Origin of the sequence: Sphingobium abikonense NBRC 16140 (genome assembly GCF_001598335.1) — a bacterium.
In the GTDB taxonomy this organism is placed as follows: domain Bacteria; phylum Pseudomonadota; class Alphaproteobacteria; order Sphingomonadales; family Sphingomonadaceae; genus Sphingobium; species Sphingobium abikonense.
Genome location: NZ_BCYT01000019.1, coordinates 1 through 24272 on the forward strand (window position 1 = coordinate 1; position 24272 = coordinate 24272).

25 protein-coding genes and 1 tRNA gene are annotated in these 24272 nt (G+C 64.7%); 5 read left to right on the top strand and 21 right to left on the bottom strand.

All coding sequences use genetic code 11. The features are described from left to right. Positions 1-88 precede the first annotated feature (88 nt). The 16 genes from SAB01S_RS18200 to thiL form a co-directional block, all read right to left on the bottom strand. Positions 89-661: a tyrosine phosphatase family protein gene (locus tag SAB01S_RS18200; RefSeq protein WP_083951381.1), complete on the bottom strand. Its 573-nt coding sequence runs from the start codon at positions 659-661 to the stop codon at positions 89-91. Positions 662-697: 36 nt separating this feature from the next. Beyond that, the gene (locus SAB01S_RS15440) at positions 698-1924 is read right to left on the bottom strand and encodes a tyrosine-type recombinase/integrase (RefSeq protein WP_062734201.1); all 1227 of its coding nucleotides are present in this window, start codon (positions 1922-1924) and stop codon (positions 698-700) included. 173 nt (positions 1925-2097) lie between these two features. After that, positions 2098-2173, bottom strand: a tRNA-Phe gene (locus SAB01S_RS15445). Positions 2174-2221: 48 nt separating this feature from the next. Then, positions 2222-2416, bottom strand: coding sequence for a DNA gyrase inhibitor YacG (locus SAB01S_RS15450; protein ID WP_062734100.1), 195 nt, complete (start codon positions 2414-2416; stop codon positions 2222-2224). Continuing rightward, complete coding sequence (locus tag SAB01S_RS15455; RefSeq protein WP_062734102.1) at positions 2406-3395, bottom strand: hypothetical protein; 990 nt, start codon at positions 3393-3395, stop codon at positions 2406-2408. The genes SAB01S_RS15450 and SAB01S_RS15455 overlap by 11 nt, the downstream gene beginning before the upstream one ends. Before the next feature lie 8 nt (positions 3396-3403). After that, positions 3404-3976, bottom strand: a complete 573-nt coding sequence (locus tag SAB01S_RS15460; protein ID WP_062734103.1) for a Maf family protein — start codon at positions 3974-3976, stop codon at positions 3404-3406. Between the two features lie 12 nt (positions 3977-3988). After that, the gene (gene infA / locus SAB01S_RS15465) at positions 3989-4207 is read right to left on the bottom strand and encodes a translation initiation factor IF-1 (RefSeq protein ID WP_003049127.1); all 219 of its coding nucleotides are present in this window, start codon (positions 4205-4207) and stop codon (positions 3989-3991) included. A 59-nt stretch (positions 4208-4266) separates the two neighbouring features. After that, the gene (locus SAB01S_RS15470; RefSeq protein ID WP_062734105.1) at positions 4267-5556 is read right to left on the bottom strand and encodes an adenosylmethionine--8-amino-7-oxononanoate transaminase; all 1290 of its coding nucleotides are present in this window, start codon (positions 5554-5556) and stop codon (positions 4267-4269) included. 32 nt (positions 5557-5588) lie between these two features. Continuing rightward, positions 5589-6236: an OmpA family protein gene (locus SAB01S_RS15475; RefSeq protein ID WP_062734107.1), complete on the bottom strand. Its 648-nt coding sequence runs from the start codon at positions 6234-6236 to the stop codon at positions 5589-5591. After that, on the bottom strand, positions 6233-8044 hold the full coding sequence (locus SAB01S_RS15480; protein ID WP_245646505.1) for a cation:proton antiporter: 1812 nt from the start codon (positions 8042-8044) through the stop codon (positions 6233-6235). The genes SAB01S_RS15475 and SAB01S_RS15480 overlap by 4 nt, the downstream gene beginning before the upstream one ends. A 141-nt stretch (positions 8045-8185) precedes the next feature. Continuing rightward, positions 8186-8626 (bottom strand): DUF4168 domain-containing protein, encoded by a 441-nt coding sequence (locus SAB01S_RS15485; RefSeq protein WP_062734109.1) that lies wholly within the window; start codon positions 8624-8626, stop codon positions 8186-8188. Positions 8627-8819: 193 nt separating this feature from the next. Further along, a complete protein-coding gene (locus SAB01S_RS15490; protein ID WP_062734111.1) occupies positions 8820-10865 on the bottom strand; it encodes a M13 family metallopeptidase in 2046 nt (681 codons plus the stop codon). 106 nt (positions 10866-10971) lie between these two features. Continuing rightward, positions 10972-11586: a dethiobiotin synthase gene (gene bioD, locus SAB01S_RS15495; RefSeq protein WP_062734112.1), complete on the bottom strand. Its 615-nt coding sequence runs from the start codon at positions 11584-11586 to the stop codon at positions 10972-10974. Then, complete coding sequence (locus SAB01S_RS15500) at positions 11583-12707, bottom strand: 8-amino-7-oxononanoate synthase (RefSeq protein WP_062734114.1); 1125 nt, start codon at positions 12705-12707, stop codon at positions 11583-11585. The genes bioD and SAB01S_RS15500 overlap by 4 nt, the downstream gene beginning before the upstream one ends. 157 nt (positions 12708-12864) lie before the next feature. Further along, a complete protein-coding gene (locus tag SAB01S_RS15505) occupies positions 12865-14988 on the bottom strand; it encodes a sodium-translocating pyrophosphatase (protein ID WP_062734116.1) in 2124 nt (707 codons plus the stop codon). 252 nt (positions 14989-15240) lie between these two features. Then, positions 15241-16152 (bottom strand): thiamine-phosphate kinase, encoded by a 912-nt coding sequence (thiL, locus tag SAB01S_RS15510; protein ID WP_062734118.1) that lies wholly within the window; start codon positions 16150-16152, stop codon positions 15241-15243. Between the two features lie 59 nt (positions 16153-16211). Between thiL and SAB01S_RS15515 the strand changes: the two genes are divergently transcribed. After that, complete coding sequence (locus tag SAB01S_RS15515; protein ID WP_062734120.1) at positions 16212-17159, top strand: alpha/beta hydrolase; 948 nt, start codon at positions 16212-16214, stop codon at positions 17157-17159. On the opposite strand, the gene nusB is transcribed toward SAB01S_RS15515, so the two are convergent. The 4 genes from nusB to mnmA form a co-directional block, all read right to left on the bottom strand. Next, positions 17160-17606: a transcription antitermination factor NusB gene (gene nusB, locus SAB01S_RS15520; RefSeq protein ID WP_062734122.1), complete on the bottom strand. Its 447-nt coding sequence runs from the start codon at positions 17604-17606 to the stop codon at positions 17160-17162. It abuts the gene before it with no gap. Between the two features lie 86 nt (positions 17607-17692). Next, complete coding sequence (gene hisD, locus SAB01S_RS15525) at positions 17693-18982, bottom strand: histidinol dehydrogenase (protein ID WP_062734123.1); 1290 nt, start codon at positions 18980-18982, stop codon at positions 17693-17695. Between the two features lie 105 nt (positions 18983-19087). Then, positions 19088-19750: an ATP phosphoribosyltransferase gene (gene hisG, locus SAB01S_RS15530; RefSeq protein ID WP_021226262.1), complete on the bottom strand. Its 663-nt coding sequence runs from the start codon at positions 19748-19750 to the stop codon at positions 19088-19090. Positions 19751-20056: 306 nt separating this feature from the next. Further along, positions 20057-21163 carry a tRNA 2-thiouridine(34) synthase MnmA gene (mnmA, locus tag SAB01S_RS15535; RefSeq protein ID WP_062734125.1) on the bottom strand — a complete coding sequence of 369 codons (1107 nt, stop codon included), beginning with the start codon at positions 21161-21163 and terminating at the stop codon, positions 20057-20059. 153 nt (positions 21164-21316) lie between these two features. Between mnmA and SAB01S_RS15540 the strand changes: the two genes are divergently transcribed. The 3 genes from SAB01S_RS15540 (at position 21317) to SAB01S_RS15550 (ending at position 22503) form a co-directional block, all read left to right on the top strand. Further along, positions 21317-21616: a hypothetical protein gene (locus tag SAB01S_RS15540; RefSeq protein ID WP_062734127.1), complete on the top strand. Its 300-nt coding sequence runs from the start codon at positions 21317-21319 to the stop codon at positions 21614-21616. A 104-nt stretch (positions 21617-21720) separates the two neighbouring features. Beyond that, the gene (sciP, locus tag SAB01S_RS15545; protein WP_009820412.1) at positions 21721-22020 is read left to right on the top strand and encodes a CtrA inhibitor SciP; all 300 of its coding nucleotides are present in this window, start codon (positions 21721-21723) and stop codon (positions 22018-22020) included. 228 nt (positions 22021-22248) lie between these two features. Next, a complete protein-coding gene (locus SAB01S_RS15550; RefSeq protein ID WP_009820411.1) occupies positions 22249-22503 on the top strand; it encodes a GlsB/YeaQ/YmgE family stress response membrane protein in 255 nt (84 codons plus the stop codon). A 62-nt stretch (positions 22504-22565) separates the two neighbouring features. Here the strand turns inward: SAB01S_RS15550 and SAB01S_RS15555 are convergent, their stop codons facing one another. Continuing rightward, complete coding sequence (locus SAB01S_RS15555) at positions 22566-22814, bottom strand: GlsB/YeaQ/YmgE family stress response membrane protein (RefSeq protein ID WP_062734129.1); 249 nt, start codon at positions 22812-22814, stop codon at positions 22566-22568. 262 nt (positions 22815-23076) lie between these two features. On the opposite strand from SAB01S_RS15555, the gene SAB01S_RS15560 reads away from it, so the two are divergent. After that, complete coding sequence (locus SAB01S_RS15560; protein ID WP_062734131.1) at positions 23077-24246, top strand: efflux RND transporter periplasmic adaptor subunit; 1170 nt, start codon at positions 23077-23079, stop codon at positions 24244-24246. The last annotated feature ends 26 nt before the right edge of the window (positions 24247-24272 follow it).

Genomic DNA, 24272 nt, shown 5'->3' on the forward strand with positions numbered 1-24272 from the left:
AACACTCCCACCTTAGCGCGATACCGGCGACTGGGCCTGTCGAAGCAATATGCAACTACAAATTTGATACCTCAGTTTTACCGCAAATTCAAATCCGCGCATAAAGTTCTGGATGTGTCTGAGCCAGCTTGAGCCTCGCGGCTCGCGCCACCTCGAGTCGAGGAACGGTCGCCTCCCAGGCTGCCAACACCGCAACGAGATGCCCAGATCGTTGCAGAATTCGATCGGCCAATTCTACGACAACGAGATTGGGTGTAGCCTCAGGGCGGACCGCCAGCATGCGATCGAGCGCTTCGCGCTCTGCGCCCGGACCAAGCCGGTCGGCAATTATGGCCAGAGCGATCGCTGCAGATCGCCCGACGCCATGAAAGCAGTGAACCAATATTGATCCTTCGACATAAAACCGCGCAAATTCGATCGCCTCACGAACCTCTTCCAAGGTTGCGACCCGGATGCCTAGGCTCGTGACATCTACATCTTCGAACGTGAGGACGAGATGCGCCGGCGCAGGCTTCCCGCCAAATCGGAGCCGCAAATTTTGACGTGCATGTGGATCTTCAAGTGTGATGACAGCGTCAAATCGCCGCTTGTGCCTCTTTGCCTGAGCAAGGCTCCCGACCGCGATGGAGCCAGGGGCAGGTTCACTAATTTGCGATGACATGTTTCGATCTACCTCATTTCGTCTAACCTGCTAGGCTTACGTCGTTTGGCGCCCAAAATTTGACTTCAGAACCTTTCCGCCGGTCTGCAAGCCATCAAGGTAGTTCGACCAGTGCCGCATCATCCTCACACGCTCATCCCAATGGGTGCCGCGCGCATAGGCGCGGCGAACATCGTTGGATTCGACGTGGGCTAGCTGGCGCTCAATGGCGTCCGGATGCCACTTGCCCATTTCGTTCAGAAGCGTGCTGGCGGTGGCTCGGAACCCATGAGCCGTCACCTCGTCTTTCCCGAATCCAAGCCGTCGGAGCGCTGCATTCAGAGTATTGTCGGTAATTGGCCGCTCTGCGGAACGAACGCTGGGGAAAAGAAATTTACCACCGCCAGTGATCGGTTCCAGTTCGGCCAGCATGTCCAGAACCTGCTGCGTGAGCGGCACCTTGTGAGGACGACGCATCTTCGTCTTCGGCGCCGGTATGGTCCAGACGGCCGCCTCGAAATCGAATTCCTTCCATTCGGCCATCCGGAGTTCGCCGGGTCGGGGAAACATGTGCGGCAGCATCTTCAGCGCGATTCGCACAGTGGGCTGGCCGTCATGAGCATCGACCGCGCGAAGGAGGCCGCCGAGCGCCTTGGGTTCCAAGATTGCCGCTCGGTGTTGCGGCTTCGGCGTGATCAGCGCACCGCGAAGATCGACTGCTACGTCCCGCTGCGCCCGCCCGGTCACTATCGCGTAACGAAAGATCGTGCCGAAGGTGCTGCGAAGGCGGTTAGCCGTCTCATACCGCCCACGCAACTCAACCGTGCGGAGGACTTCCAGCAGTTCGGGTGCAGTGAGGTCTGCGATGGGCCGGTTGCCAATGAGCGGGTAGGCGAGATCGAGCAGCCAGCGCATCTTCTGGAGCGTCTTGGACGCGCGCCCTTCGATCTCTAGGCGGGCAAGCCATTCATCGGCGATCGCCTTGAAGGTCTCTTCCGATTTGGCCTTCGCCTCGCGAACCTTGGCCTTCCGCACTTCAGCCGGGTCTTGCCCGTCTGCCAGCGCCTCTCGCGCCGCCGTTCTCTTCTCGCGAGCCTTAGCGAGAGACACTTCGGGGTAGCTGCCGAACGAGAGCGTCTTCTGTTTTCCGAGGAAGCTATAGTTCATCCGCCAAAGGCGGCCGCCGTTCTCCTTGACCAGAAGATACAGGCCCAAGCCATCGGTCAACTTGTAGGGTTTATCCTTTGATTTTGCTGCATTTATCGCCGTCACTGTGAGGGCCATCATGGTATCTCCGAAATGGCAAATTGCCGGATACCATGAAAATACCATGATCAGTGTGTGGCTGACAGTGCACCCCCGGGGACGTGCGGGGACGATGGGTTATTCAAAAACCCACGTTTTCCGCCATTTTCTGGATGGCTCTGGATGCTGCTGGATGAGGGAAAAAGAACAAATGGTGCCCGGGGACGGAGTCGAACCGCCGACACTGCGATTTTCAGTCGCATGCTCTACCAACTGAGCTACCCGGGCACGGGATTTCGGCGAAGCGTGCGCCGATTGGAGGCGTGCCTATAGGCGTCAATCGAAGGGGCTGTCCAGCCCTTCGTCGCGGTTTTTTTGCTGCATGTCGTCGGCGGGGGGACCAGCCACGCGATACCCCTCGCCCAGCCATTGCAGCAGGTCCCGGTCGCGGCAGGCCGCACTGCAAAAGGGACGGCTTTCGGGCCGGGAGGGCGCCGAGCAAATGGGGCAGGTGGCGGGTTTAGGCGACATGGCCGCCCGATATGGTCAGGGCCGGGTCCGCGCGCAAGCCCACCTCTCCGCCCCGCCGCCGCGCGAGCAGATCGATCCACTCGGACCGCTGGCGCAGCAGGTCGATGACGGCGGGCGCGGCGATCAGCGTCGCCGCGCCGCCCGTCCCATGCCGCTCAGCCCGGCGCAGCAGGGCCAGTGCGGCCGTCAACACCGGATTTTCGCGCAGCAACTCCATCACATTTGCGCGCTCGCGGCGGCGAATGATCTGCAGGAAGCCAAAGCCGTTCACCGCCGTCCGTTCAAAGGGCAGCGACAGATATTTGTCGATCTGGGCGGCGGCGATCATCCGCTCGTCCTTGTTGTTCATCGTGGGCAGGTCGATGCCGATCGACCCGCATAGCCCCATGCGCCGGATCGTCTGCGCCGCGAGCTTCGCGCCCTTTGGCCCCAGCTGCGCAGGGGGCAGGGAGCCGTCGACATCGATCAGCAGCATGGCAGGCGTCAGATAAAGGCGCAGGGCGGCCGCTTCGGTGCCCACCTCCCCGCTCATCGCCTCCTCCATCAATTCGCTCCAGCCATGCGCCTCCAACCGGTCCTCCTCATGCGCCGGGCATGGGACGACGGGCACGCCGGTCGCGCGGATGCGCTGGAGCAGGCTGGGGCCGGGATGCGGCTTGACGCCGGGCGGCGCGACGCGGGCCTTGGCGCGCTTGGGCCGCCCCTCTTCCGCAATCGCCTCCCGCAGGATTTCGACCAGCACATTGGCCCCTTCGGCCAAGCGCGGCGGGATCGGCTCCAACAGCGCTTCCTCGCCGGAAAGCAGGCGAACGACGCCGCGCTTCTTGGGAATAAGGGTAGCGATCAACCGCCCCTGTACGACAGAGCCAGCGCGCGCAGCGTCCGTTTCCCGCTCGATCAGCGCCTCGACCAGTCGGCCATGTTCGATCAGCCCGGCCCGCGCCTCGCCAATTCCTTCTTCATAAAGCCATTCGGCCATTATCTGTCCTAGTCGAGAGGATAGCCCGCAGCCTTCAGCAGCGCGCGGGTTTCATAAAGCGGCAGGCCCATGATCGCACTATGGCTGCCCTGGATCGCGCGGATCAGACCAGCGGCCCGGCCTTGGATAGCATAGCCGCCCGCCTTGCCGCGCCATTCACGACTGACGATATAGGCGTCGATCTCGGTCGGGTTCAAAGACTTGAACGTCACCATATTGGTGGACAGGCGATGGCGCGCCACGCCCTTGCCGTCGATCAGCGTGATGGCGCTGAACACGCGATGCCGCCGCCCCGAAAGAAGGCTGAGACAATCACGCGCCTCATCCTCCGCCTCGGTTTTGGGGAGAATGCGTCGCCCCGCGGCCACGACCGTGTCGCCCGAAAGAATAAGCGCGCCAGCATGGCGACCTGCGACCAAGGCCGCCTTTTCGGCCGCCACGCGCGCGGCATAGGCGGCTGGCAATTCCGCCTTTTGGGGGGTTTCGTCGATATCGGCAGGGTCCACCGCGTCGGGAACAACGCCGATTTGCCCCAGAAGGTCACGCCGTCTGGGGGAAGCCGAAGCAAGGATGAGCCGCATCGTGTCTGCGGCTTATTTGAAGCGGTAGGTGATCCGACCCTTGGTCAGGTCGTAGGGTGTGAGTTCGACGAGCACTTCGTCGCCCACGAGCACGCGGATGCGGTTCTTGCGCATCTTGCCGGCCGTGTGGCCGAGAATTTCGTGATCATTTTCCAGCCGCACGCGGAACATGGCGTTGGGGAGAAGCTCCACAACCTGTCCGCGCATTTCAAGCAGTTCTTCTTTGGCCATAATATCCCGGATATGCGAAAAATCGCGCCGCCATAGCGTTAAACGGTGCAAAATGAAAGTCAGGCGTGCGAACCGAATTTTTCGCCGGCCGCATGCAGCGCCGCGAAGATCCTATCGAGCTGATCAGCATCGAGACAATATGGCGGCATCAGGTAAATGGTGTTGCCCAGCGGCCGAAGCAAGAGGCCGCGTTCCAGAAAGAAAGCGCGCAGCCGCGGCGCCAGATCCGACAGATAGCCCGCGTCCGGCGTCACCAGGTCGATCGCGACGATCGTGCCGGCCTGGCGGGGATTGGCAAAGGCGGGCTGGCGCGCAAGAGCCGCGAGTCGATCCGCCATGGCCTGCGCCAATCGCGTGATCCGGCCCAGCACATCCTCCTCGCGCCAGATCGCCAGATTGGCGACCGCCGCGGCGCAGGCGATCGGGTTGGCGGTGTAGCTCGACGAATGGTAAAAGAGCCGGGCGCGATCGGTCGACCGGTGCGCTTCGAAGATCGGCGCGGTGGCCAGCGTCGCCGCCAGCGGGATTGCACCGCCCGTAATCCCCTTCGCCACCGCCATGATGTCCGGAACGACCCCCGCCTGTTCGCAGGCAAAGACCGTGCCCGTCCGCCCCCACCCCGTCATCACTTCATCCGCGATGAACAGCACGCCGTGACGGCGGCAAATGGCCGCCATCTCGCGCAGGACTTCGGCGGAATAGACGAACATGCCGCCCGCGCCCAGGATCAGCGGCTCGACGAGGAAGGCGGCGGGATGGCGGGCGCAGGCGGCCTCCAGCGCATCCAGGCACGCCTGTTCCTGGCCCGGCGCGGGAAAGGGGATGGTGTCGACGTCGAACAGAAGCGGGGCCCAGGCGGCATTATAGACACCTCGTTCCCCCACCGACATCGTGCCGATCGTGTCGCCATGATAGCCATGCTCCAGCACCAGAATGCGGCTGCGCGCCTGGGCCGCCCCTTCCAGTGCCATATTGTGCCAGTAGCCTAGCGCCATCTTGAGCGCGACTTCGACCGCCGTGGAGCCGCTGTCGGAATAGAAAACATGCGCCAGTTGCGGCTGGTCATCCGCGCGGGGCGCCAAAGCAATCAGGCCCCGCGCCACCTCTTCGGCCGGTTCGTGAGTGTAGCCGGCAAAGATCAGCTGATCGAGCGTCCCGGCCTGCTGCGCGATGGCTGCGGCGATGCGGGGATGGCAATGGCCGTGCGTCGTCACCCACCAGCTGGAAATGGCGTCGATCAGCGTCGAACCATCGGTCAGATGCAGCAGCGCGCCTTCGGCGCGAACCACATGGGGTATGGCTTCGTTGAGGCCATGCTGGAAAAAGGGATGCCAGACAGGAGAGGTCATGGACGCCCCTTAATCCAAGGTCCGGTTGAAGACTATGGCGACTTGGGGGCAGCTTTGGGCGCAGGATCGGCGGCGTTGGGCGCGACCGGCAGCGGGACCACCACCGTGGGCAGGGCGACCGTCACGTCCACGCGGCGGTTCTTCGCCTGGCCTTCGGGATCGTCGCTGCCGTCTTCCCGGACATTGGGCGCAACCGGCCGGCCTTCGCCAATGGCGATGAGGGTGATGCGGTCCTTGGCCACGCCCTTTTCGACCAGATAATCGCGCACCAGTTCGGCTCGCTTGGCTGAGGCGACCTTGTTGTCGCCATCGGCCCCGCGCGAATCGCTATGGCCCCGCAGCGTGATGGGGCCGCCAGCCTTCATCGCCGGTGTGGCGATCAGCGAGTCGAGCGCCTGCCGGGCGGCGTCATCCAGCTTCATCGGTGTTTCGCCAAAGCCGATCACTGCCTGCGCCGGCTCGATCTTGGGAGGCTCTTCCGGCTCGGCCACTTCGGGACGCAGGATGGATCGCTGCGGTTCTGCGGCGTTGGCGCTTTCATTGGCGCCCGCCATCACCGAAACCGCATTGTCGGCGTCGTCGACCGCGACATTGGTCCCATTGGCCGGATCAGTCGCCTCGGGCGGCTGACAGGCACATAATGCGCCCAGCAGCAGGAGGGCTGGAGCCAGTTTTGTCATTCATCCTCTCCTTTCGGCTTCGGCTTGGACGGCGGCACATAGGTCAGGATGGTGTCGCCCGGTTGCGGCGTCGGCCGCGACGCGTGGGTGAAGAAGCGCAGCGCGCCGCTTTTGCGCAAAAGCAGAAGCATGTCGCCGCCTTCGGACAGGGACGCTTTGGCCGCATCGAAATCGAACTGCTCGCTGATGCGCGTCTTGCGGAAGGTCCAGCCCTGCTCCTCGCGCTGGATGATGTCCTCCACACCATGGCCGGCGGAAAACAGCGCCCGTCCGCGCAGCGATTCGGGCAAGGCGCGCGGGTCCTCGTCATTGCTCGCGTCGCCCAGCTGATACACATTGTCGCGGCCGATTTCCGGCGCGAACTCGGTGCAGACGAGCGCATTATAGGCTTCATTGTCGGTGGTTGCGGCCAGCACCTGAAATTGCGCCAGGTCCAGCCGTTCGTCCGTCGCCTCCGACAAAATCTCGCCATGATAGGTGGGAATGCCGGCATGGCGCGCAGGGGACAGGCGCTGCCAGCTATTGTCCGCGATCGTCACCGGCACTTCCAGCTGCCGCAACTGCGTCGCCAGCTCCAGGCTGAACGGCGTCGCCCCGACGATCAGCAGGCCGCGCTCGGCCGCGCCCGTCACCTTGAGCAATCGCGCCACCGGTCGGATCGAAAAGCCGTGGAACAATATGGTCGCCACCACCACGGCAAAGGACAATGTCACCAGGATCGACCCGTCGCTATAGCCCAGCCGATCGAGCCGCAGCGCAAACAGGCCGGAAATCGCGACCGCGACGATACCGCGCGGCGCGATCCAGGCGACCAGCAGCCGCTCGTTCCAGGGGACCTTGGTGAAGGCCAGGCTGATCAACACGGTCGCGGGCCGCACCAGGAACATCAGCACCAGCAGGAAGGCCAGGAAGCGCCATTCGAACTGGCGCAGCGCCTCGAAATCCAGCGAGGCGGACAGGATGACGAACACGCCCGATATGAGCAGGACGGTGACATTCTCCTTGAACGGCTGAATGTCGCGCAGGGAATCAAGCCGCATATTGGCGAGCGCCACGCCCATGATCGTGACCGCCAGTAGCCCGGTTTCCTGCTGGATCGCGTTGGAAAGCACGAAGACGCCGATCACCGCGACCAGCAGGACGGGCGCCTTCAGATATTCAGGCACATGACCGCGCGGAAAGGCCCATCCAAGTGCCCTTGCCGCCAGCCAGCCGATCAGGCCCGCGACCACCGCCGCCGCGACCAGTGCGAAGATGACCGAGGCGAGCGAACCGCCTTCCCCAGCGCGCCGCAGATATTCATAGGTCACGACGCCCAGCAGCGCGCCGACCGGATCGTTGACAATCGCTTCCCATTTCAGGATCGCGCGCGGCCGCGCCGCGACATTGGACTGGCGCAGCAGCGGCAGCACCACCGTCGGCCCTGTCACCACCAAAATGCCGGCGAATAATATGGCCACCGGCCACACCAGGCCCGCGACATAGAAGCAGGCAACCGCCCCCAAAATCCAGCCAATCGGCGCACCCAGCAGGACCAACCGCGTGACCGCGCCGTCGGTCTTGCGCAATTCGCGGAAATTGAGGCTGAGCCCCCCTTCGAAAAGGATCAGCGCGACGGCCACCGACACCATCGGTTCCAGCAATTCGCCGAACACATGCTCGGGATTGATGAGATGCAGCACGGGCCCGCTGATGACACCGGCCGCCAGCATCAGCGCGATGGCGGGCCAACCAGTGCGCCAGGCGATCCATTGCGCGCCGATGCCGAAGATTCCGATCAGCGCAATGGATAGGGCCTGGTCATGCATGGCGCGGAGCATAATCAGACTGGATCGTTGCCGTCACCCCCGATATTTTCTCACGCGCCGGGAACCAATTTTGTGCGCTGGATACGCCAAAGGGCAGCCTCCTTTCGGAAACTGCCCTCCTGCTCTGCTATGCCGTATGGCTTATTGGGGCGGCTGAGCCGGCTCGGCCGGTTGCATCGCGCCCGCCTCCGGTGCGGCCGGGGTTGCAGGCGCGGCGGGTGCCGATGCCTGGATACGCTGCTGAAGCGCGGGATCGGCCGCTGCGGCCTGCCCGATCTGGTTGAACTTCTCGGGCGGAAGGCCCGACGACTGCACTGCGGCCAGCATCTTGGGCTGCTTGTCCGCTGCCGAAATCGTGCTGTCCTGCTGAATTTTCGTCACTTCGACGGCTGCGGCGGCAAATTGCTTGATCTCCGCATCCGTGAAATTGCCTGCGCCAGCCGCGGGCGCTGGTGTCGCCGATGGCGCCGCAGGCTCTGCGGGGGCTGCCGGGCTCATCTGCGCATAAAGCGGGGTGGCGACCAGAAAAGCGGCCGATACAAGACCGGCCTTGGTCAAACGGGATTGGATCAGACCCTTCATGTTCAGTCTCCTGCATGTCATTACCCAATCAAAATGGGTGAAGCGTGCAGGGGAGGAAAGACCCTTTTGGCTGAATCGAGCCATTCGATAGACGACTGCCCGGTTCCATTCAGCCGACCCGTTTTTCGTCACGGCCTATCGGCGTGACATCATGGACAAGGCCGGCGAATTTCTCCGCCGGCCGTCGTTATTCTTACCAGATCTTCACGCGATTTTCCGGCGTCAGATAGATTTTGCCATTGGGCGACGGCTTGAATGCGTCATACCAGGCATCGAAATTACGCACGATGTCGGTGCGATATTGCGACGGTGCGTGCGGGTCCGTGACCAGCCGCTGACGCAGATTGGCTTCGCGGTAATTGCGCCGCCACACTTGTGCCCAGCCCAGGAAGAAACGCTGATCGCCGGTCATTCCGTCGATCACCGGCGCCTTCTTGCCGCCCAGCGAGGCATGATAGGCGTCCAGCGCGACCGCCAGACCGCCCAGGTCGCCGATATTCTCGCCCAGCGTGAAGGCGCCCTTCACATGCGCGCCGGGGAAGGGTTCATAGGCGTCATATTGCTTGACCAGCTTGTCGGTCAGCCCCTTGAAATTGGCGACATCCTGATCGGTCCACCACTGGTTGAGCTTGCCCGTCTCGTCATATTTCGCGCCTTGGTCGTCGAAATGATGGCTGAGTTCATGGCCGATCACCGCGCCGATGCCCCCATAATTGACGGCCGGGTCCGCCTTGGGATCGAAGAAGGGCGGTTGCAGGATGGCGGCCGGGAAGACGATTTCCACCATGCCGAAATTGGCATAGGCGTTGATCTCCATCGGGGTCATGCCCCATTCCCAGCGATAGATGGGCTTGCCGAGCTTGCCGATATTATAGTCGAACTCAAACGCGTTGGAGCGCATCGCATTGCCGAGCAAATCGTCGCGCTTGATGTCCAGCCCCGAATAATCGCGCCATTTGTCGGGATAGCCGATCTTGGGCGTGAAGGCCGCCAGCTTCTTGTGCGCGCGCGCCTTGGCCGTATCGCTCATCCAGGGCAGCGCGTCGATGCGGCGGCCCATGGCGGCGAGCACATTCTTGACGAGGTCGTCCATCGCCGCCTTGGTTTCGGGCGGAAAATATTTGGCGACGTAGATTTTGCCGACTTCCTCGCCCAGCGATTCCTTGAGGAAGGTGACGCCGCGCTTCCACCGCTCCTCGCGTTCGGGCGTGCCCGACAGGGTCGTGCCGTAAAAAGCGAAGTCCGCGTCGGCGACCGTATCGGGCAGATAATCGGCATAGGCGTGCAGGCTGGACAGCAGCAACCCGTCCTTGAGCACCTGCATCGGCGCCTTGGCGATCAGCGCCGCTTCGCCGGTAATGGCGCTGGGCTGCGCGACCAGCAGACTCGTCGGCTTGAGATTATTCGCGGCATAATAGCCCGCAAAGTCGAAGCCCGGCGCGGCCTGCTCCAGCTGCGCCAGCGTCATCTTGTTATAGGTCTTGTCGGCATCGCGGCTGTCGATCTGGGTCCAGTGGACCTTGGCGATCTCCGTTTCAAACGCCATCAATGCGGCCGCGCGCGCCTTTGCGTCGCTCTGGCCGGCCAGAGTCAGCATCTTTTCCAGATGGGCGACATAGGCGGTGCGGATCGCCGCCATCTTCTCACCCTGGTCGAGATAATAGTCGCGATCGGGCAGGCCAAGGCCGCCCTGCATCATCGAGAGGATGTAGGTTTCAGGGTCCTTGTCATCCTGTCCGACATAGAATCGGAACGGGCCGCGAATGCCGGCGCGCGCGGCTTTCGCCGCAACCTTGGCATAGCCGGCGCGATCCTTCACCGCCTCGATTTCGGCAAGCCATGGCTTGATCGGCGCCATGCCCTTCGCCTCGACCGCGGCCTTGTTCATATAGGCGGCATAGGCATTGCCGATCTTGCTGTTGGGATCGGTCTGCGCGGCCTCCAATATCCCCTTGGTGCGCTCGCGCGACAGGTCGTCCAGGATATTGAACGCGCCATAGTTGGACTTGTCGGCCGGAATCGGCGTGTTCTTCGCCCAGGTGCCATTGGCATAGTCGTAGAAATCGTCGCCCGGCTTGACCGACCTGTCCATGCCGCTTTCATCAAAGCCATAGCTGCCATAAGTCGGCTTCGCGGTGGCGGACGATGCAGATGCCGGCGTCGCGGCCTGATCGGCATGGGCCGCAGTCGCGGCCAGGGCGAGCGCGCTGACAGCGGCCCCCAGAATATATTTGGTCATCAAAGCGTCCCTTGCTTGGCATAGACTGGGCGCGCCTGTGACACACCCGGCATGAGCGGGACTTGAACGCCCGTGCAACAGGCTTGTCCATGTCGTTGGTCGAAAATTATGGCAGGTTGATGTGCCGGGCAAAGGCGTGCGCCAGCGCGTCCGGCGTCATCTCGGCCAGCATCGGCAACCGGCCCAGCGCCGGCACCTTGGCCAGCGCGGGAATGATCCGTTCATTTTCGGCATGTTCGTCGCCAATGAAGGCAATGCCGGCAATCGGCACGTCGCGGGCGCGCAACGCCTCGATGCTGAGCAAACTGTGGTTGATGGTGCCAAGGGCGGTGCGCGCGCACAGGATGACCGGCTGGCCCCAATGGGCAAACAGGTCGATCATCAGCATCGTTTCGCTGATCGGCACCATCAGCCCGCCTGCCCCTTCGACCACCAGCGGCCCGTCGACGCGCGGCAGCGCCAGCCGGTCGAGCCGTATGTCCACCCCGTCGATCCGTGCGGCAAGATGGGGCGATGCCGGCGTCGCCAGCCGATAGGCCTCGGGCAATATGCGTTCGGCCGGCAGACCGGACAGGGCGGCGACGGTTTCCTTGTCGCCTTCCGGATCGACGCCGGCCTGGATCGGCTTCCAGTAACAGGCGCCCAGCGCGCCGGCCAGCCCGGCGGAGAACACGGTCTTGCCAATGCCGGTATCGGTTCCCGTCACGATGAAGATGGTCATGCGACGTGACTCCGCAACAACTCGCCCAGCGCCAGCACATCGTTGCGACCGACATTCAGGCTGAGCGAAATGCGCAGCCGGCTGGTCCCCGCCGGCACGGTGGGCGGGCGAATGCCGCGCACGTCGAACCCTGCCTCCTGCAAGGCGGCGGCGGTTGCCATGGTGCGGGCGTCATCCTCCAATATGACGGGGATGATCTGGCTGCGCGGGCGCGGCAGGCCGAGCGGCGCGCAGATCGCTTCCGCCGCATCCTGGCGCAGCGTCGCCAGCCGGTCGCGGCGATTGTCCGCCGCCTCGATGCGGTCGATCGCGGCGGCGGCCGCGACCGCCATCAATGGCGAGGGCGCGGTCGAATAGATGAAGGGCCGGGCGCGATTGACCAGATAATCGATCAGGATGCGCGGGCCACAGATCAGCGCGCCCTCCGCGCCCATAGCCTTGCCACAGGTGTGCAGCGTCACGACATTGTGCAGCCCGTCCAGACCCGCCGACAGACCACGGCCGGACGGGCCGAAGACGCCGGTGCCATGCGCTTCATCCAGCAGCAGCATCGCTTCATGCCGGGCGGCGAGCTTTGCCAGGTCCGCCAGCGGCGCCATGTCGCCATCCATGGAATAGAGCGTTTCCACCGCGATCCACACCCTTCCCTTGCCCCCTTCGGCGCGAAAAGCGGCGATCAGGTCGGCAAAACTCTGCACATCATTGTGCCGCGCGAACACCGCGCTCGCCTTGCTCATGCGGATGCCGTCATGGACGCTGGCATGCACCAGTTCGTCAACCACGATCAGGTCGCCGCGCTGTGGCAGCGCCGACAGCAACGCCAGATTGGCGACATAGCCATTGGCCAGGAACAAGGCCGCCTGGGTGCGGAAAAAGTCCGCCGCCTTCGCCTCCAGCCCTTCATGTTCGGGCGCATTGCCGCGCAGCAGTCGCGATCCGCCCGACCCCAGCGGCACGCCCCGCGCGACCGCATCGGCCACCGCCTGCGCGATCATAGGGTCGCTGGAAAGGCCGAGATAATCGTTGGAGGCGAAATCGCGACCGGCGCGGGGTGAAAGCCGGCGCAGGCGCCCGCGCTGTTCCAGCGCGGCAAGCTGGGACCGGAAGGGTTCGGCATTCATGGCGCGGGCTATAGGCGCGCCCGGAAAGGGGGGCAAGCAAGCCGCTGCGCAGGTGCAGCAAGGACGCGAGATCTACCATGAAAACATGCCGGCCCCGCTGGTGTAACGGAGCCGGCACGGTCGGCCAATACAGGCCTATGTCAGTCAGCCTATCCGGTCATCCCCCATGCGCCAGCGCGGCGAGCAATAGCAGCGCGACGATATTGGTGATCTTGATCATAGGGTTGACCGCAGGACCGGCGGTGTCCTTGTAGGGATCGCCCACCGTATCGCCCGTCACGGCGGCGAGATGGGCAAAGCTGCCCTTGCCGCCATGATTGCCGTCCTCGATATATTTCTTAGCATTGTCCCATGCGCCGCCGCCCGACGTCATCGACAGGGCGACGAACAGCCCCGACACGATCACGCCCAGCAGCAACGCGCCCAGTGCGGCAAAGCCATTGTCGATGCCCGCCACCGCCGCGATCGCGAAATAGACGATGATCGGGGCCAGCACCGGCAGCAGGCTGGGCACGATCATTTCGCGGATCGCGGCGCGCGTGACCAGATCGACCGTGCGCGCATAATTGGGCCGCGATTCGCCGCGCAATATGCCATGGTCGGTGGCGAACTGGTGGCGCACATCTTTCACCACATGCCCTGCCGCTCGGCCGACCGCCGTCATCCCCATCGCACCGAACAGATAGGGCAGCAGCGCGCCCAGCAGCAGCCCCACGATCACATAGGGGTTGGACAGGCTGAAATCGACCGGCGCGGTCAGGCCCAGCGCCGAATTATAGAATTTCAAATCCTCGGTATAGGCGCCGAACAGCACCAGCGCCGCCAGCCCCGCCGACCCGATGGCATAGCCCTTCGTCACCGCCTTGGTCGTATTGCCGACTGCATCGAGCGCATCGGTCTTCACCCGCACCGTCTCGTCCATGTGGCTCATTTCGGCGATGCCGCCGGCATTGTCCGTAACCGGGCCATAGGCGTCGAGTGCCACCACCATGCCCGCCAGCGCCAGCATCGCGGTCGCGGCAAAGGCGATGCCGATCAGCCCTGCCGCCTGATAGGCCAGGATGATGCCGACGACGATCACGAGCGTCGGCAGCGCGGTCGCCTCCAGGCTGACCGCCAGCCCCTGGATGACATTGGTGCCATGGCCGGTTTCCGACGCCTTGGCGATGGAGCGGACCGGGCGGTAATTGGTGCCGGTATAATATTCGGTGATCCACACGATCAACGCTGTGACGCCCAGCCCCACCATCATCGACCAGAACAGCGCCATGCCGCTATAGCCGCCAACGCCGTCCAGATCGGCGCCGAACACCGTCGTCATGTCGCCCAGCACCCAGTTGGTCGCGAGATAGATGGCCGGAATCGACAGGATGGCAGTGGTCCAGAAGCCCTTGTAAAGCGCCCCCATGATCGACTGCGACCGGCCCAACCGCACCATATAGGTGCCGATGATCGACGTGATGATACACAATCCCCCGACGATAAGCGGCAGGCCCATCAGCTTCATCAGGAATGCATTGTCCACGCCTGTCACCAGCAGCGCGGTCAGCACCATCGTCGCACCGACGGTCACGACATAGGTTTCGAACAGGTCGGCTGCCATGCCGGCGCAATCGCCCACATTGTCGCCGACATTGTCCGCGATGACGGCGGGGTTGCGGGGGTCATCCTCGGGGATGCCCGCCTCCACCTTGCCCACCAGGTCCGCGCCGACATCGGCCGCCTTGGTGAAGATGCCCCCGCCCAGCCGCGCGAAGATGGAGATGAGCGACGCGCCGAAGGCCAAGGCGACCAGCGAATCGATGACCAGCCGGTCGTCGGGCGCATGGCCCGCCGGGCCGGTCAGGAACCAGAAAAAGCCGCTGATCGCCAGCAGCGCCAGCCCCGCCACCAGCATCCCGGTGATCGCGCCCGCGCGAAAGGCGACGGTCAGGCCGCTCTGCAACGATCCGCGCGCCGCTTCGGCGGTGCGCACATTGGCCCGCACCGAAATGGTCATGCCGATGAAACCGGCCGCGCCCGACAGGATCGCGCCGATCAGGAACCCGATCGCGGACGTCAGCCCCAGGAACAGCGCGACCAGAACAGCGACGACGACGCCGACGACGGCAATGGTGCTATATTGCCGCCCCAGATAGGCCTTTGCTCCTTCCTGGATCGCACCTGCGATCGCCTGCATCGTGGCGTTTCCCGGCGACGCGGCCAGCACCTGCCGTGCGGTGAAAAGGCCATAGAGCACGGCCAGCAGGCCGCATCCTATGGCGATAAAGACTATCTCCATGCTTGATCCTCTCCCCCTGTCGTTGCTGTCATCGGCCGCTCCGCAGGGAATGACGGGCGAACGAAGGGCGCAAGGGCGGGCGGCCGGACAAATGGCGTTCGGCATCTGGCACCGCGTCAATCAGCATCGGGCGTCACGCATGGCACGTGCCTTCCAACCAACTGAGAAATAGGCAGCGATCAAGCTACAGGCGCGATGGCGCGCGTCAAGATGGTCGCGGAACATGGCGCAACCGGCCGCCGATGCTCTGGGTCAATGTTCCCAGCCAAGTCTTTCGGGCAGCGGCATGGCCGCGCCGTCGATCATCAGCGTCAGGCCGGCGCCGGACGACACATGGCCGATGGGAATGGCGCGCACGGGCGGAGCGACGCCGCGCGGCAGGGTAAAAAGCAGTTCATAGTCATCGCCCGCCCGTGCCGCCGCCATCTGGACGGCGGTGCTCGCGCCGCGCGCCTTTTCCAGCGCCGGGGACAGCGGGACATGATCGATGGTGATCGCGACCTGGCTGGCCTGCGCCATGCGCGCCGCATCGATCAGCAGCCCGTCCGACAGGTCCATCATCGCGCTGACCACCGGCGCGAGCAGAGTGCCTTCGGACAGGCGCGGACGCGGCCGGCGATAGGCGTCGACCAGCGGTCCCGACGCCGCCGGATCGGCGCGGGCCAGGTCCAGGCCAATGCCTGCGTCGCCGACCGGGCCTGTCACATAGAGCCGATCCCCCGCCCGCGCGCCGGCGCGGCTGGGCACCGCGGCCCGCGCCTCCCCCATGGCGGTCAGGCTGTAGCTGCGCGCCGACCCCGCTGGCATCTTGACCGTGTCGCCGCCCAGCAGCGGCATGGCATGGCGGTCCAGCAGGTCGTGCAGCCCGCCAAGAAAGGCCGCGTCCCACGCCGCGTCGCCCGACAGCGCATAATTGAGCATGCACCCCACAGGCCGCGCCCCTTTGGCTGCCAAATCCGACAGGTTCACCGCCGCCAGTTTCCAGCCAATGTCGGCAGGCGGATCGGCGGGCAGATAATGCACCCCCTCCACGATCGTGTCGCTGGTGAGGACGAGGCGCGTCTCGCCAAGGGGCAGCACCGCCACATCATCCATCAGTCCTCGCGCGCCATCATGGACGATACGGCTTCTTAGCAATGTCAGGAATTCGTATTCATCGGACATGGGATGCCATCCTAGGGCATGGGCAGGAACAAGACCATGACGAACGAGGAGGGTGGTTGATGCGCTGGGTCGGGTTGGTCGCCCTGTGGTTGAGCGCCCTGTGGCTGAGTGCTCTGTGCGCCGGGACGGGAAATGCGCAGACGCCCTCGACCGGGCGGATCGTCACCATCGCGGACATGCCGTCGGCCTTCGTCGCGCCGCGCACCATCACCATCTGGCTGCCGCCAGGCTATGACGCGGGCGCGCGGCGCTTCCCGGTCCTCTACATGCACGACGGGCAGAATCTGTTCGACGCCACAGCGGCCAATTTCGGCGTCGAATGGTGCATGGACGAAGCGATGACGCGACTGTCCATGCTTCGGGCCGGCCGCCCCGCCATCATCGTCGGCATGGCGAGCACGGACGCGCGCTACCGCGAATATATGCCAAAGGGCGTCCATGACCGGCTGCCCGCAGCCTATGCCCGCATGGTGCGCGACAGCCATGGCGGCGAACCGCTGTCGGACGCCTATCTGCGGTTCATCGTCGAGGAACTCAAGCCCCGGATCGACCGCGACTATCGCACCCTGCCCGGCCGCGACGACACCGCGATCATGGGATCGTCCATGGGCGGGCTGATCTCGCTCTATGCGCTGGGGCGCTATCCTCACATCTTCGGCCAGGCCGCTGCGCTATCGGTTCACTGGCCGCTGGTCGGAGCAGGCGTCGCCGGGGATGTGCCGGCCGATGCCCCCGCCATCGTGGTGGCGGCCTTTTCCGCCTGGTTGCAGGACAGCGGCGTCGATCCGGCCGTCAACCGCCTCTATATCGATCATGGCACCGCCACGCTCGACCGCTATTACCCGCCCTTCGCGCGCGCAATGGAGTCGGTTCTTGCCCGGCGCGGCTGGCGGACCGGCCCCGCCTTCCAGAGCAGGACCTTCACCGGCACCGCCCATGACGAGCGCGCCTGGAGCGAGCGGGTTGATATTCCGCTGCTGTTCCTGCTCGCGCGGCCTGACCGCTGATCAGTCGCGAACGTCCTTCGCCACGCCGTCGAGCAGGCCGTTGACGAACCCGGCTTCGCGCTTGTCGTAAAAGGCGTGGGCGACATCGACATATTCGCTGATGACCGTCCCGGTGCCGACATCCTTGCGCGCCAGCAATTCATAGGTGCCCGCGCGCAAAATCTGGCGCATCGGCTTGTCCAGCCGATCCATCGACCAGCCGCTCGACAGCCGCGCGGCGACCAGCCCGTCAATCTCCGCCCGGCGCTTGTCCACGCCCGTCACGATATCGTCGAAGAAGCTTTCCTCCGCCTGCGCATAGGTCACGTCCTCGATGGTCGCGCCCAGGCGATGCTGGTGGAATTCATGCAGCAGGCTGGCGAGCGGCGTGCCCTCCATGTCCAGCTGGTAAAGCGCCTGGACCGCGGCAAGGCGCGCGGCGGAGCGGGATTTGGAGCGGTCGTTCATACGCCTAGATAATCCGTTCGGTTCGAGCCTGTCGAGAACCCTGTTCCTCCGGTTCTCGACAGGTTCGAACCGAACGGGGATGGTTGTCAGGACAAACGCAGCGCCACGGACGCTGCGTGGGCCGGCAACCCCTCCGCCCGCGCCAGCGCGACGGCGGCCGGGCCGATCGCGCCGATCGCATCGCGATCAAGGCTGAGGAAGCTGGTGCGCTTCATGAAATCGAGCACGGACAGCCCCGAGGAGAAACGCGCGCGCCGGCCGGTCGGCAGCACATGGTTCGGCCCAGCGACATAATCGCCCACTGCTTCGGGCGTCATCCGGCCCAGGAACACCGATCCGGCATGGCGCACCTGCGCGAACAGGGGTTCAGGGTCCTCCACCGCCAGTTCCAGATGCTCCGGCGCCAGCCGGTCGACCAGCGGCATCGCTTCATCAAGGTCGCGCACGATGATGATCGCGCCATTGGCGTCCCAGCTGGTCCGCGCAACCGCGCTGGTGGACAGCGCTGGAATCTGGCGCTCCACCGCTGCGGCGACGGCATCGGCAAAGGCGGCGTCGTCGGTGAAGAGGATCGACTGGCTGGTCGGGTCATGTTCCGACTGGCTGAGCAGGTCGGCCGCGGTCCATTCAGGATCATTGCGGCCATCGGCGACGACGACGATTTCCGACGGCCCCGCCACCATGTCGATGCCGACCACGCCATACAGCTGGCGCTTGGCTTCGGCGACCCAGGCATTGCCAGGACCAGTGATGACGTCCACCGGCCTGATCCGATCGGTGCCATAGGCGAGCGCGGCCACCGCCTGCGCCCCGCCCACGCGCCAGATTTCCTCGATTCCCGCGATCTGCGCGGCGGCAAGGACGAGCGGGTTGATCTCGCCCCCCGGCGTTGGCGTCACCATCGCGATGCGCTGGACGCCCGCGACCTTGGCCGGGATGACATTCATCAGCAGCGAGCTGGGATAGGCGGCGCGCCCGCCCGGCACATAAAGCCCGGCCGCATCGACCGGCGTCCAGCGCGCGCCCAGCCGCACGCCCGCCGCGTCCACGCCGTCGCTGTCCTGGGGCTTCTGCTTTTCATGATAATCGGCGATGCGCGCGGCCGCGAGTTCCAGCGCGTCGCGAAGCTCTGCGGAGATCCCGTCGAGCGCAGCGCGTGTTTCCGCCGCCGTCACCGCCCAGCCGCTGACATTCAGGTCATGCCGGTCGAACCGCTGCGTATAGTCGGCCAGCGCCGCGTCGCCGCCGGCGCGCACGGCCTTGAGGATCGCGGTCACGTCACGCGACACATCTTCATCCGCTTCCCGCCGCGCATCGACCAGGGTGGTGAAGGCGGCCGGAAAATCGGCGTCGCTGGTGGAAAGGCGAAGGGTCATGTTGACGGCCCTTGCATCAAAGAGCGGCGTGTTCCTGCGAAGGCAGGAACCCAGCTCCGCCCTCTCGCCTGGGCTCCCGCCTGCGCGGGAGCATGGACTGTTGAATCACGCCGCATCCTTCACCCCCACGGCGGCGCGGAAGGCTTCGACCAGCGGCACCAGGTCGGCCGACCGCATCTTGTAGGCAGCGCGGTTGACGATCAGCCGCGCGGAAATCGGCATGATGATATCGGTTTCGACAAGGCCATTGGCTTTCAGCGTCGCACCCGACGACACCAGGTCGACGATCCGGCGCGACAGGCCCAGCGACGGCGCCAGTTCCATCGCGCCATTCAGCTTCACGCATTCGGCCTGAAGCCCGCGCGCCTCATAATAGCGGCGGGTCAGGTGCGGATATTTGGTCGCGACGCGCACATGGCTCATCGCCGCCGGGTCTTCATCGGCCAGGCCAGCCGGCTCGGCGACCGACAGGCGGCAATGGCCGATATCGAGGTCGACCGGCGCATAGAGTTCGGAGTAGCCGAATTCCTCCACCACGTCGGATCCCACGATGCCGATCTGCGCCGCGCCATGCGCGACAAAGGTCGCGACGTCGAAGGCGCGCACGCGGATGATCGACACGTCCGCCCGATTGGTGGCGAAGCGCAGCGCCCGGCTCTTCTTGTCATGAAATTCCGCCTCCGGCTCGATACCGGCCCTGGCAAGCAAAGGCAGCGCCTCATCGAGGATGCGCCCCTTGGGAATGGCGAAAGTGAGCGAACGAGTCATGACGCGCGGCACTTAAGCGCGAGGGCGCAAAAGGGCAAGGTTTGGGGGCTGTGACCAAATCAGGACATCGACAAAAGCGAAAAGCGCGATCCAGATGGTGACGCCCACATAAAAGAGGACAGAACTTCCGCCTTTTCGGATTTCCGTCAATGCACCGCCACGATATCAAATAAATCTATCGCCCGGCCATCCCGCGAGCAAATTCCTATCCGTCATCCCGGCCTTGAGCCGGGATCCCACTGCTTTTTTTGCGCCAAAATTGAAGCGGGATGCCGGGTCAAGCCCGGCATGACGTTGTGAGAAAGGTCAAGCCGCCTGCGCCATCGCGCTTTCCGTGCTGGCGATCCAGCCGCCGCCCAGCACGCGGTCGCCGGCATAAAGGACCGCCGCCTGCCCCGGCGCGACGCCATATTCCGGCGCGTCGAAGATCAGCCGGTCGCCGTCGAGGCGCGCGGGGACGGGTTTCGCCATGGAGCGGACCTTGGCGGTCAGCGGCCCCGTAAAATCCCCGCCCAGCCAGTTGATATCCGACAGAAGCGCGCCCGACACCGCCAGCGCCGCCTTTGGCCCCACGATCACGCGACGCGCCTCCGCCTCCAGCCGCACGACATAGAGCGGGTCGGGCTGGCCACCGATTTCCAGCCCCTTGCGCTGGCCGACCGTATAATGGATCAACCCCTTGTGCCGGCCCAGCACGCGGCCGTCGACATGGACGATGTCCCCGCCTTCATCCGCGTCGGGGCGCAGTTTCCGAACGATCTTGGCGTAGTCGCCATCGGGAACGAAGCAGATGTCCTGGCTGTCGGGCTTTAACGCGACGGACAGGCCGAGTTCGGCGGCGATCTCGCGCACTTGGGCTTTGGGCAGGCCACCCAGCGGGAAGCGCAGATAGTCGAGCTGCGCCTGGGTCGTCGCGAACAGGAAATAGCTCTGGTCGCGCGCCGGATCGGCGGCACGGTGCAGCTCCGCCCCGGCCGCGCCCTCGACCCGGCGGACATAATGGCCGGTCGCCAGGCAATCGGCGCCCAGGTCGCGCGCGATCTGGAACAGGTCGGTGAACTTCACGCCCATATTGCATTTGACGCAGGGGATAGGCGTGCGCCCGGCCATATATTCATCGGCAAAGTCGGCGATCACCGAATCGCGAAACCGGCTTTCATAATCAAAGACATAATGGGCGATGCCGATGCGGTCGGCGACCGCGCGCGCGTCGCGAATATCCTGCCCCGCGCAGCAGCTGCCCGTGCGGCCGACCGACGCGCCATGGTCGTATAGCTGCAGCGTGACGCCGATCACTTCCGCGCCGGTCCTGGCCGCGAGCGCGGCGACCACGCTGCTGTCCACGCCGCCGGACATGGCGACAACGATTCGCCGCCGGTCGAGCGGCGGGGGAAGCTGAAACTCTGGCTGCATGGGCGCGCATATAGGGCCAAGCGCTGCCGCGCGCAAAAGTTAACGAAATATGACGCGCTTTCTTCGTTTTACCGCCAGAATGACTCGCAGAACGGGGTGAAGCGTTGGCCGAGTTTACTCTCGATTATCCATTGCCCGCTACAAGCATCCTCCATGGACTTGAGTTTCCTCCGGGCAGGCGGGCTGACCCCCGCCAACGCCAGAGTGACCGGCTGGCCGCGCGTGCCGGTCTGGCCCTTCCTGCGCGCCGCCACCGCGGCGGCCCAGGCGGCCAGCCCGACCGCCAAGGCCGTGGCGGGAAGCCTGCGGGGGCAGGATGGAGGCGATGATTGGGTCCAGGGACTGGCGGATATTTTTGCGCCACGTCCCGGCGGCATGATCGAAGCCGAGCGATTGTCGGGCAGTTTCAACCCGGTGGTCGCAGGTCGTCTGACAAGGGGACAGGAGGAATGAAGCCGGTGTTTACCTTCGCGCTTTAGCCCCTGTTCAGGGCTGATGGAGATAACAGGGTTTCACGGCAGAGTTCGGCAAGGCCAGCGCCGCAAATTGAGGTAAGAATGATCGAGAACCAGAAAATCAGGCCAGCCCAGGTCGTCGGTCCGCTCGGAGAGCCGCTGACGCTCGACAGCCTGCCGCCGCGCGACACGACGCGATGGGTGGTGCGGCGCAAGGCCGAAGTGGTCGCCGCCGTCAATGGCGGCCTGCTCAGCGTGGATGAAGCCTGCGCCCGCTATAATCTGACGCTGGAGGAATTTGCCGGCTGGCAGCGCGCGGTCGACCGGTCGGGCATGCACGGCCTGCGTGTGACGCGCATCCAATATTATAAGTCGCTCTACGAGCGGCAGCAGAAATACTGACCTCCCCCGGCTGATCGCCGCCCCTGCGGCAAGGACGACAGCTTATCCTTAAAGCCGCCGGCGCGCTCCGGCGGCTTCTTTTCTTTGGCGCATGAAAAAGCCTGCTCTAACGGGCGGAAAGCGAAGATGGTTTCAATCCCGGAATCATTTTTGTGCGATGGAACGCGATGCCCCTTGCTCCGTTGAATAGGCACCCAACCCGATGGGGGCCTGGTCAAGGAGAGTAACATGGGAATCATCTTGTGGCTGATCGTCGGCGGCATCATCGGCTGGCTTGCCAGCATGGTCATGCGCACTGACGCACAGCAGGGCATCTTGCTCAATATCGTCGTCGGCATCGTCGGCGCGTTCATCGGCGGCCTGATCTTCAGCGGCGGTTCGATCAATGACGGCCTGACCGTCTACAGCTTCCTCGTGTCGCTGGTCGGCGCGATCATCCTGCTGGCGATCGTCAATCTGGTGCGTCGCGGCTCGATGCGCTAAGCGCGAAAGCGCCTTAATCCTAAAAGGCCGTGCCCGCCGGGCGCGGCCTTTTTTGCGTGCGCTTAACGCCGGGCGATAGTCAGCCGATACAATATCAAGATCGCCGCCGATCCCATTAAAGCCGCAATAAAACCCGCTCTCTGATCCGCGCCGTAAAGCCCCATCAGTCTACCCGTGAAGCCTGCGAGCAACGCGCCCGCGATCCCCAGCAAAATCCTCACCACATGACCGCCCGGATCGCGCGCCGGCATCCGGAAACCCGCCACCACGCCCGCAAGTAGGCCGATGACAATCCACCCCAGCACGTCCATGACGCACTCCCCTCATGCCTGAATATGCGACCCGCGCGGATAGCGCCACAAAAGCGCGCGGTTGGCAAGTCGATGCGCTATCGAAACGGCCCAATCCGTGCTATGGCGTCGCCACGACGAAAGGCCCGGTTAAGGCTGGCCGACGGTCACATTATCGCTTTGCCCTGTCCCCTGCCCCCATGATAAATGGGCTTGAGGCAGGTGATATATTCATATAACACAGTCGCCAACAGGGGCAAAGCGCCGGAGAGATGGAATCGGCATGAACTACGAAACCCAGCTGCTGGGCGACTCGGCAATCATCATGGACGGGGATGATCGGCGCCGCAGCAGGAAGAAGCTCATCATCGGCGCTGGTGTCGTCGTTGCGCTGATCGCGGTCGCCGCCGCCATTTCGATGCGCGGCGGTGATACTGCCGTGACGCCTGCGCCGGGAGCGGTCGCGCCGGTCGTCACCGTCACCAGCCCTGGCCAGTCGACGGTCGCCCGCACCGTGCGCGCCACGGGCTCGCTCGCCGCGCGCGTCGACATGCCGGTCGGCGTCGTGGGCGAAGGCGGCATGGTCAGCCGCGTTCTGGTTCAGCCGGGCGACTGGGTGAAGGCGGGCCAGACGCTCGCGACGATCGAACGGTCGGTGCAGAGCGAGCAGGTGCGCTCGCTCGCCGCGCAGGTCGAGGTCGCCCGCGCCGACGCCAAGCTCGCCCAGGCGCAGCTTGATCGCGCCAAGGCGCTGGTCGGCCGCGGCTTCATCAGCGCCGCCGACATCGACCAGCGCACCGCCACCCGCGACCAGGCGGAGGCGCGCGTGCGCGTCGCCCAGGCGCAACTGGCCGAACAGCGCGCCCGGACGGGCCGACTGGATATTCGCGCGCCTGCCGCCGGACTGGTGCTGACGCGGTCGGTCGAACCGGGTCAGATCGTGCAGGCGGGCAGCGGCGTGCTGTTCCGCATGGCCAAGGGCGGCGAGATGGAAATGCAGGCGCAGGTCGCGGAGGGTGACCTCGCAACGCTGCGTCCCGGCAACAGCGCCGTCATCACCCCCATTGGCAGCGATGTGCAGCTGACGGGTCGCGTCTGGCAGGTGTCGCCCGTGGTCGATCCCCAGACGCGCCAGGGCATCGCGCGCATCGCCATTCCCTACAGCAAGGCGGTCCGTCCGGGCGGCTTTGCCTCCGCCACCATCACCAGCGGATCGGGCAGCGCCCCGCTGCTGCCGGAATCGGCGGTGCAGAGCGATCCCAAGGGCAGTTTCGTCTATATCGTCAATGGCAAGAATCAGGTCGAACGGCGCAATGTCACGGTGGGTCAGGTGTCCGATGACGGCGTCGCCATCACCAGCGGCATCACCGGCGCGGAAAAGATCGTGACCTCGGCCGGCGCCTTCCTGACGCCGGGGCAGAAGGTGAAGCCGGAGCTGGCGAAGGGTCGCTGAGGCGACAGGGTCGGTCCCGGCCCGGC

Excerpts from the sequence above, each read along its gene's own strand:
- SAB01S_RS15500 (WP_062734114.1), bottom strand. The coding sequence starts at position 12,707 with ATGAATGCCGAACCCTTCCGGTCCCAGCTTGCCGCGCTGGAACAGCGC.
- SAB01S_RS15480 (WP_245646505.1), bottom strand. The coding sequence starts at position 8,044 with ATGCATGACCAGGCCCTATCCATTGCGCTGATCGGAATCTTCGGCATC.
- thiL (WP_062734118.1), bottom strand. The coding sequence starts at position 16,152 with ATGTCCGATGAATACGAATTCCTGACATTGCTAAGAAGCCGTATCGTC.
- SAB01S_RS15550 (WP_009820411.1), top strand. The coding sequence starts at position 22,249 with ATGGGAATCATCTTGTGGCTGATCGTCGGCGGCATCATCGGCTGGCTT.
- SAB01S_RS15490 (WP_062734111.1), bottom strand. The coding sequence starts at position 10,865 with ATGACCAAATATATTCTGGGGGCCGCTGTCAGCGCGCTCGCCCTGGCC.
- infA (WP_003049127.1), bottom strand. The coding sequence starts at position 4,207 with ATGGCCAAAGAAGAACTGCTTGAAATGCGCGGACAGGTTGTGGAGCTT.
- nusB (WP_062734122.1), bottom strand. The coding sequence starts at position 17,606 with ATGAACGACCGCTCCAAATCCCGCTCCGCCGCGCGCCTTGCCGCGGTC.
- SAB01S_RS15455 (WP_062734102.1), bottom strand. The coding sequence starts at position 3,395 with ATGGCCGAATGGCTTTATGAAGAAGGAATTGGCGAGGCGCGGGCCGGG.
- SAB01S_RS15460 (WP_062734103.1), bottom strand. The coding sequence starts at position 3,976 with ATGCGGCTCATCCTTGCTTCGGCTTCCCCCAGACGGCGTGACCTTCTG.
- SAB01S_RS15555 (WP_062734129.1), bottom strand. The coding sequence starts at position 22,814 with ATGGACGTGCTGGGGTGGATTGTCATCGGCCTACTTGCGGGCGTGGTG.
- mnmA (WP_062734125.1), bottom strand. The coding sequence starts at position 21,163 with ATGCAGCCAGAGTTTCAGCTTCCCCCGCCGCTCGACCGGCGGCGAATC.
- SAB01S_RS15560 (WP_062734131.1), top strand. The coding sequence starts at position 23,077 with ATGAACTACGAAACCCAGCTGCTGGGCGACTCGGCAATCATCATGGAC.
- hisD (WP_062734123.1), bottom strand. The coding sequence starts at position 18,982 with ATGACCCTTCGCCTTTCCACCAGCGACGCCGATTTTCCGGCCGCCTTC.
- sciP (WP_009820412.1), top strand. The coding sequence starts at position 21,721 with ATGATCGAGAACCAGAAAATCAGGCCAGCCCAGGTCGTCGGTCCGCTC.
- SAB01S_RS15540 (WP_062734127.1), top strand. The coding sequence starts at position 21,317 with ATGGACTTGAGTTTCCTCCGGGCAGGCGGGCTGACCCCCGCCAACGCC.
- bioD (WP_062734112.1), bottom strand. The coding sequence starts at position 11,586 with ATGACCATCTTCATCGTGACGGGAACCGATACCGGCATTGGCAAGACC.
- hisG (WP_021226262.1), bottom strand. The coding sequence starts at position 19,750 with ATGACTCGTTCGCTCACTTTCGCCATTCCCAAGGGGCGCATCCTCGAT.
- SAB01S_RS15485 (WP_062734109.1), bottom strand. The coding sequence starts at position 8,626 with ATGAAGGGTCTGATCCAATCCCGTTTGACCAAGGCCGGTCTTGTATCG.
- SAB01S_RS15470 (WP_062734105.1), bottom strand. The coding sequence starts at position 5,556 with ATGACCTCTCCTGTCTGGCATCCCTTTTTCCAGCATGGCCTCAACGAA.
- SAB01S_RS15450 (WP_062734100.1), bottom strand. The coding sequence starts at position 2,416 with ATGTCGCCTAAACCCGCCACCTGCCCCATTTGCTCGGCGCCCTCCCGG.
- SAB01S_RS15475 (WP_062734107.1), bottom strand. The coding sequence starts at position 6,236 with ATGACAAAACTGGCTCCAGCCCTCCTGCTGCTGGGCGCATTATGTGCC.
- SAB01S_RS18200 (WP_083951381.1), bottom strand. The coding sequence starts at position 661 with ATGTCATCGCAAATTAGTGAACCTGCCCCTGGCTCCATCGCGGTCGGG.
- SAB01S_RS15515 (WP_062734120.1), top strand. The coding sequence starts at position 16,212 with ATGCGCTGGGTCGGGTTGGTCGCCCTGTGGTTGAGCGCCCTGTGGCTG.
- SAB01S_RS15505 (WP_062734116.1), bottom strand. The coding sequence starts at position 14,988 with ATGGAGATAGTCTTTATCGCCATAGGATGCGGCCTGCTGGCCGTGCTC.
- SAB01S_RS15440 (WP_062734201.1), bottom strand. The coding sequence starts at position 1,924 with ATGGCCCTCACAGTGACGGCGATAAATGCAGCAAAATCAAAGGATAAA.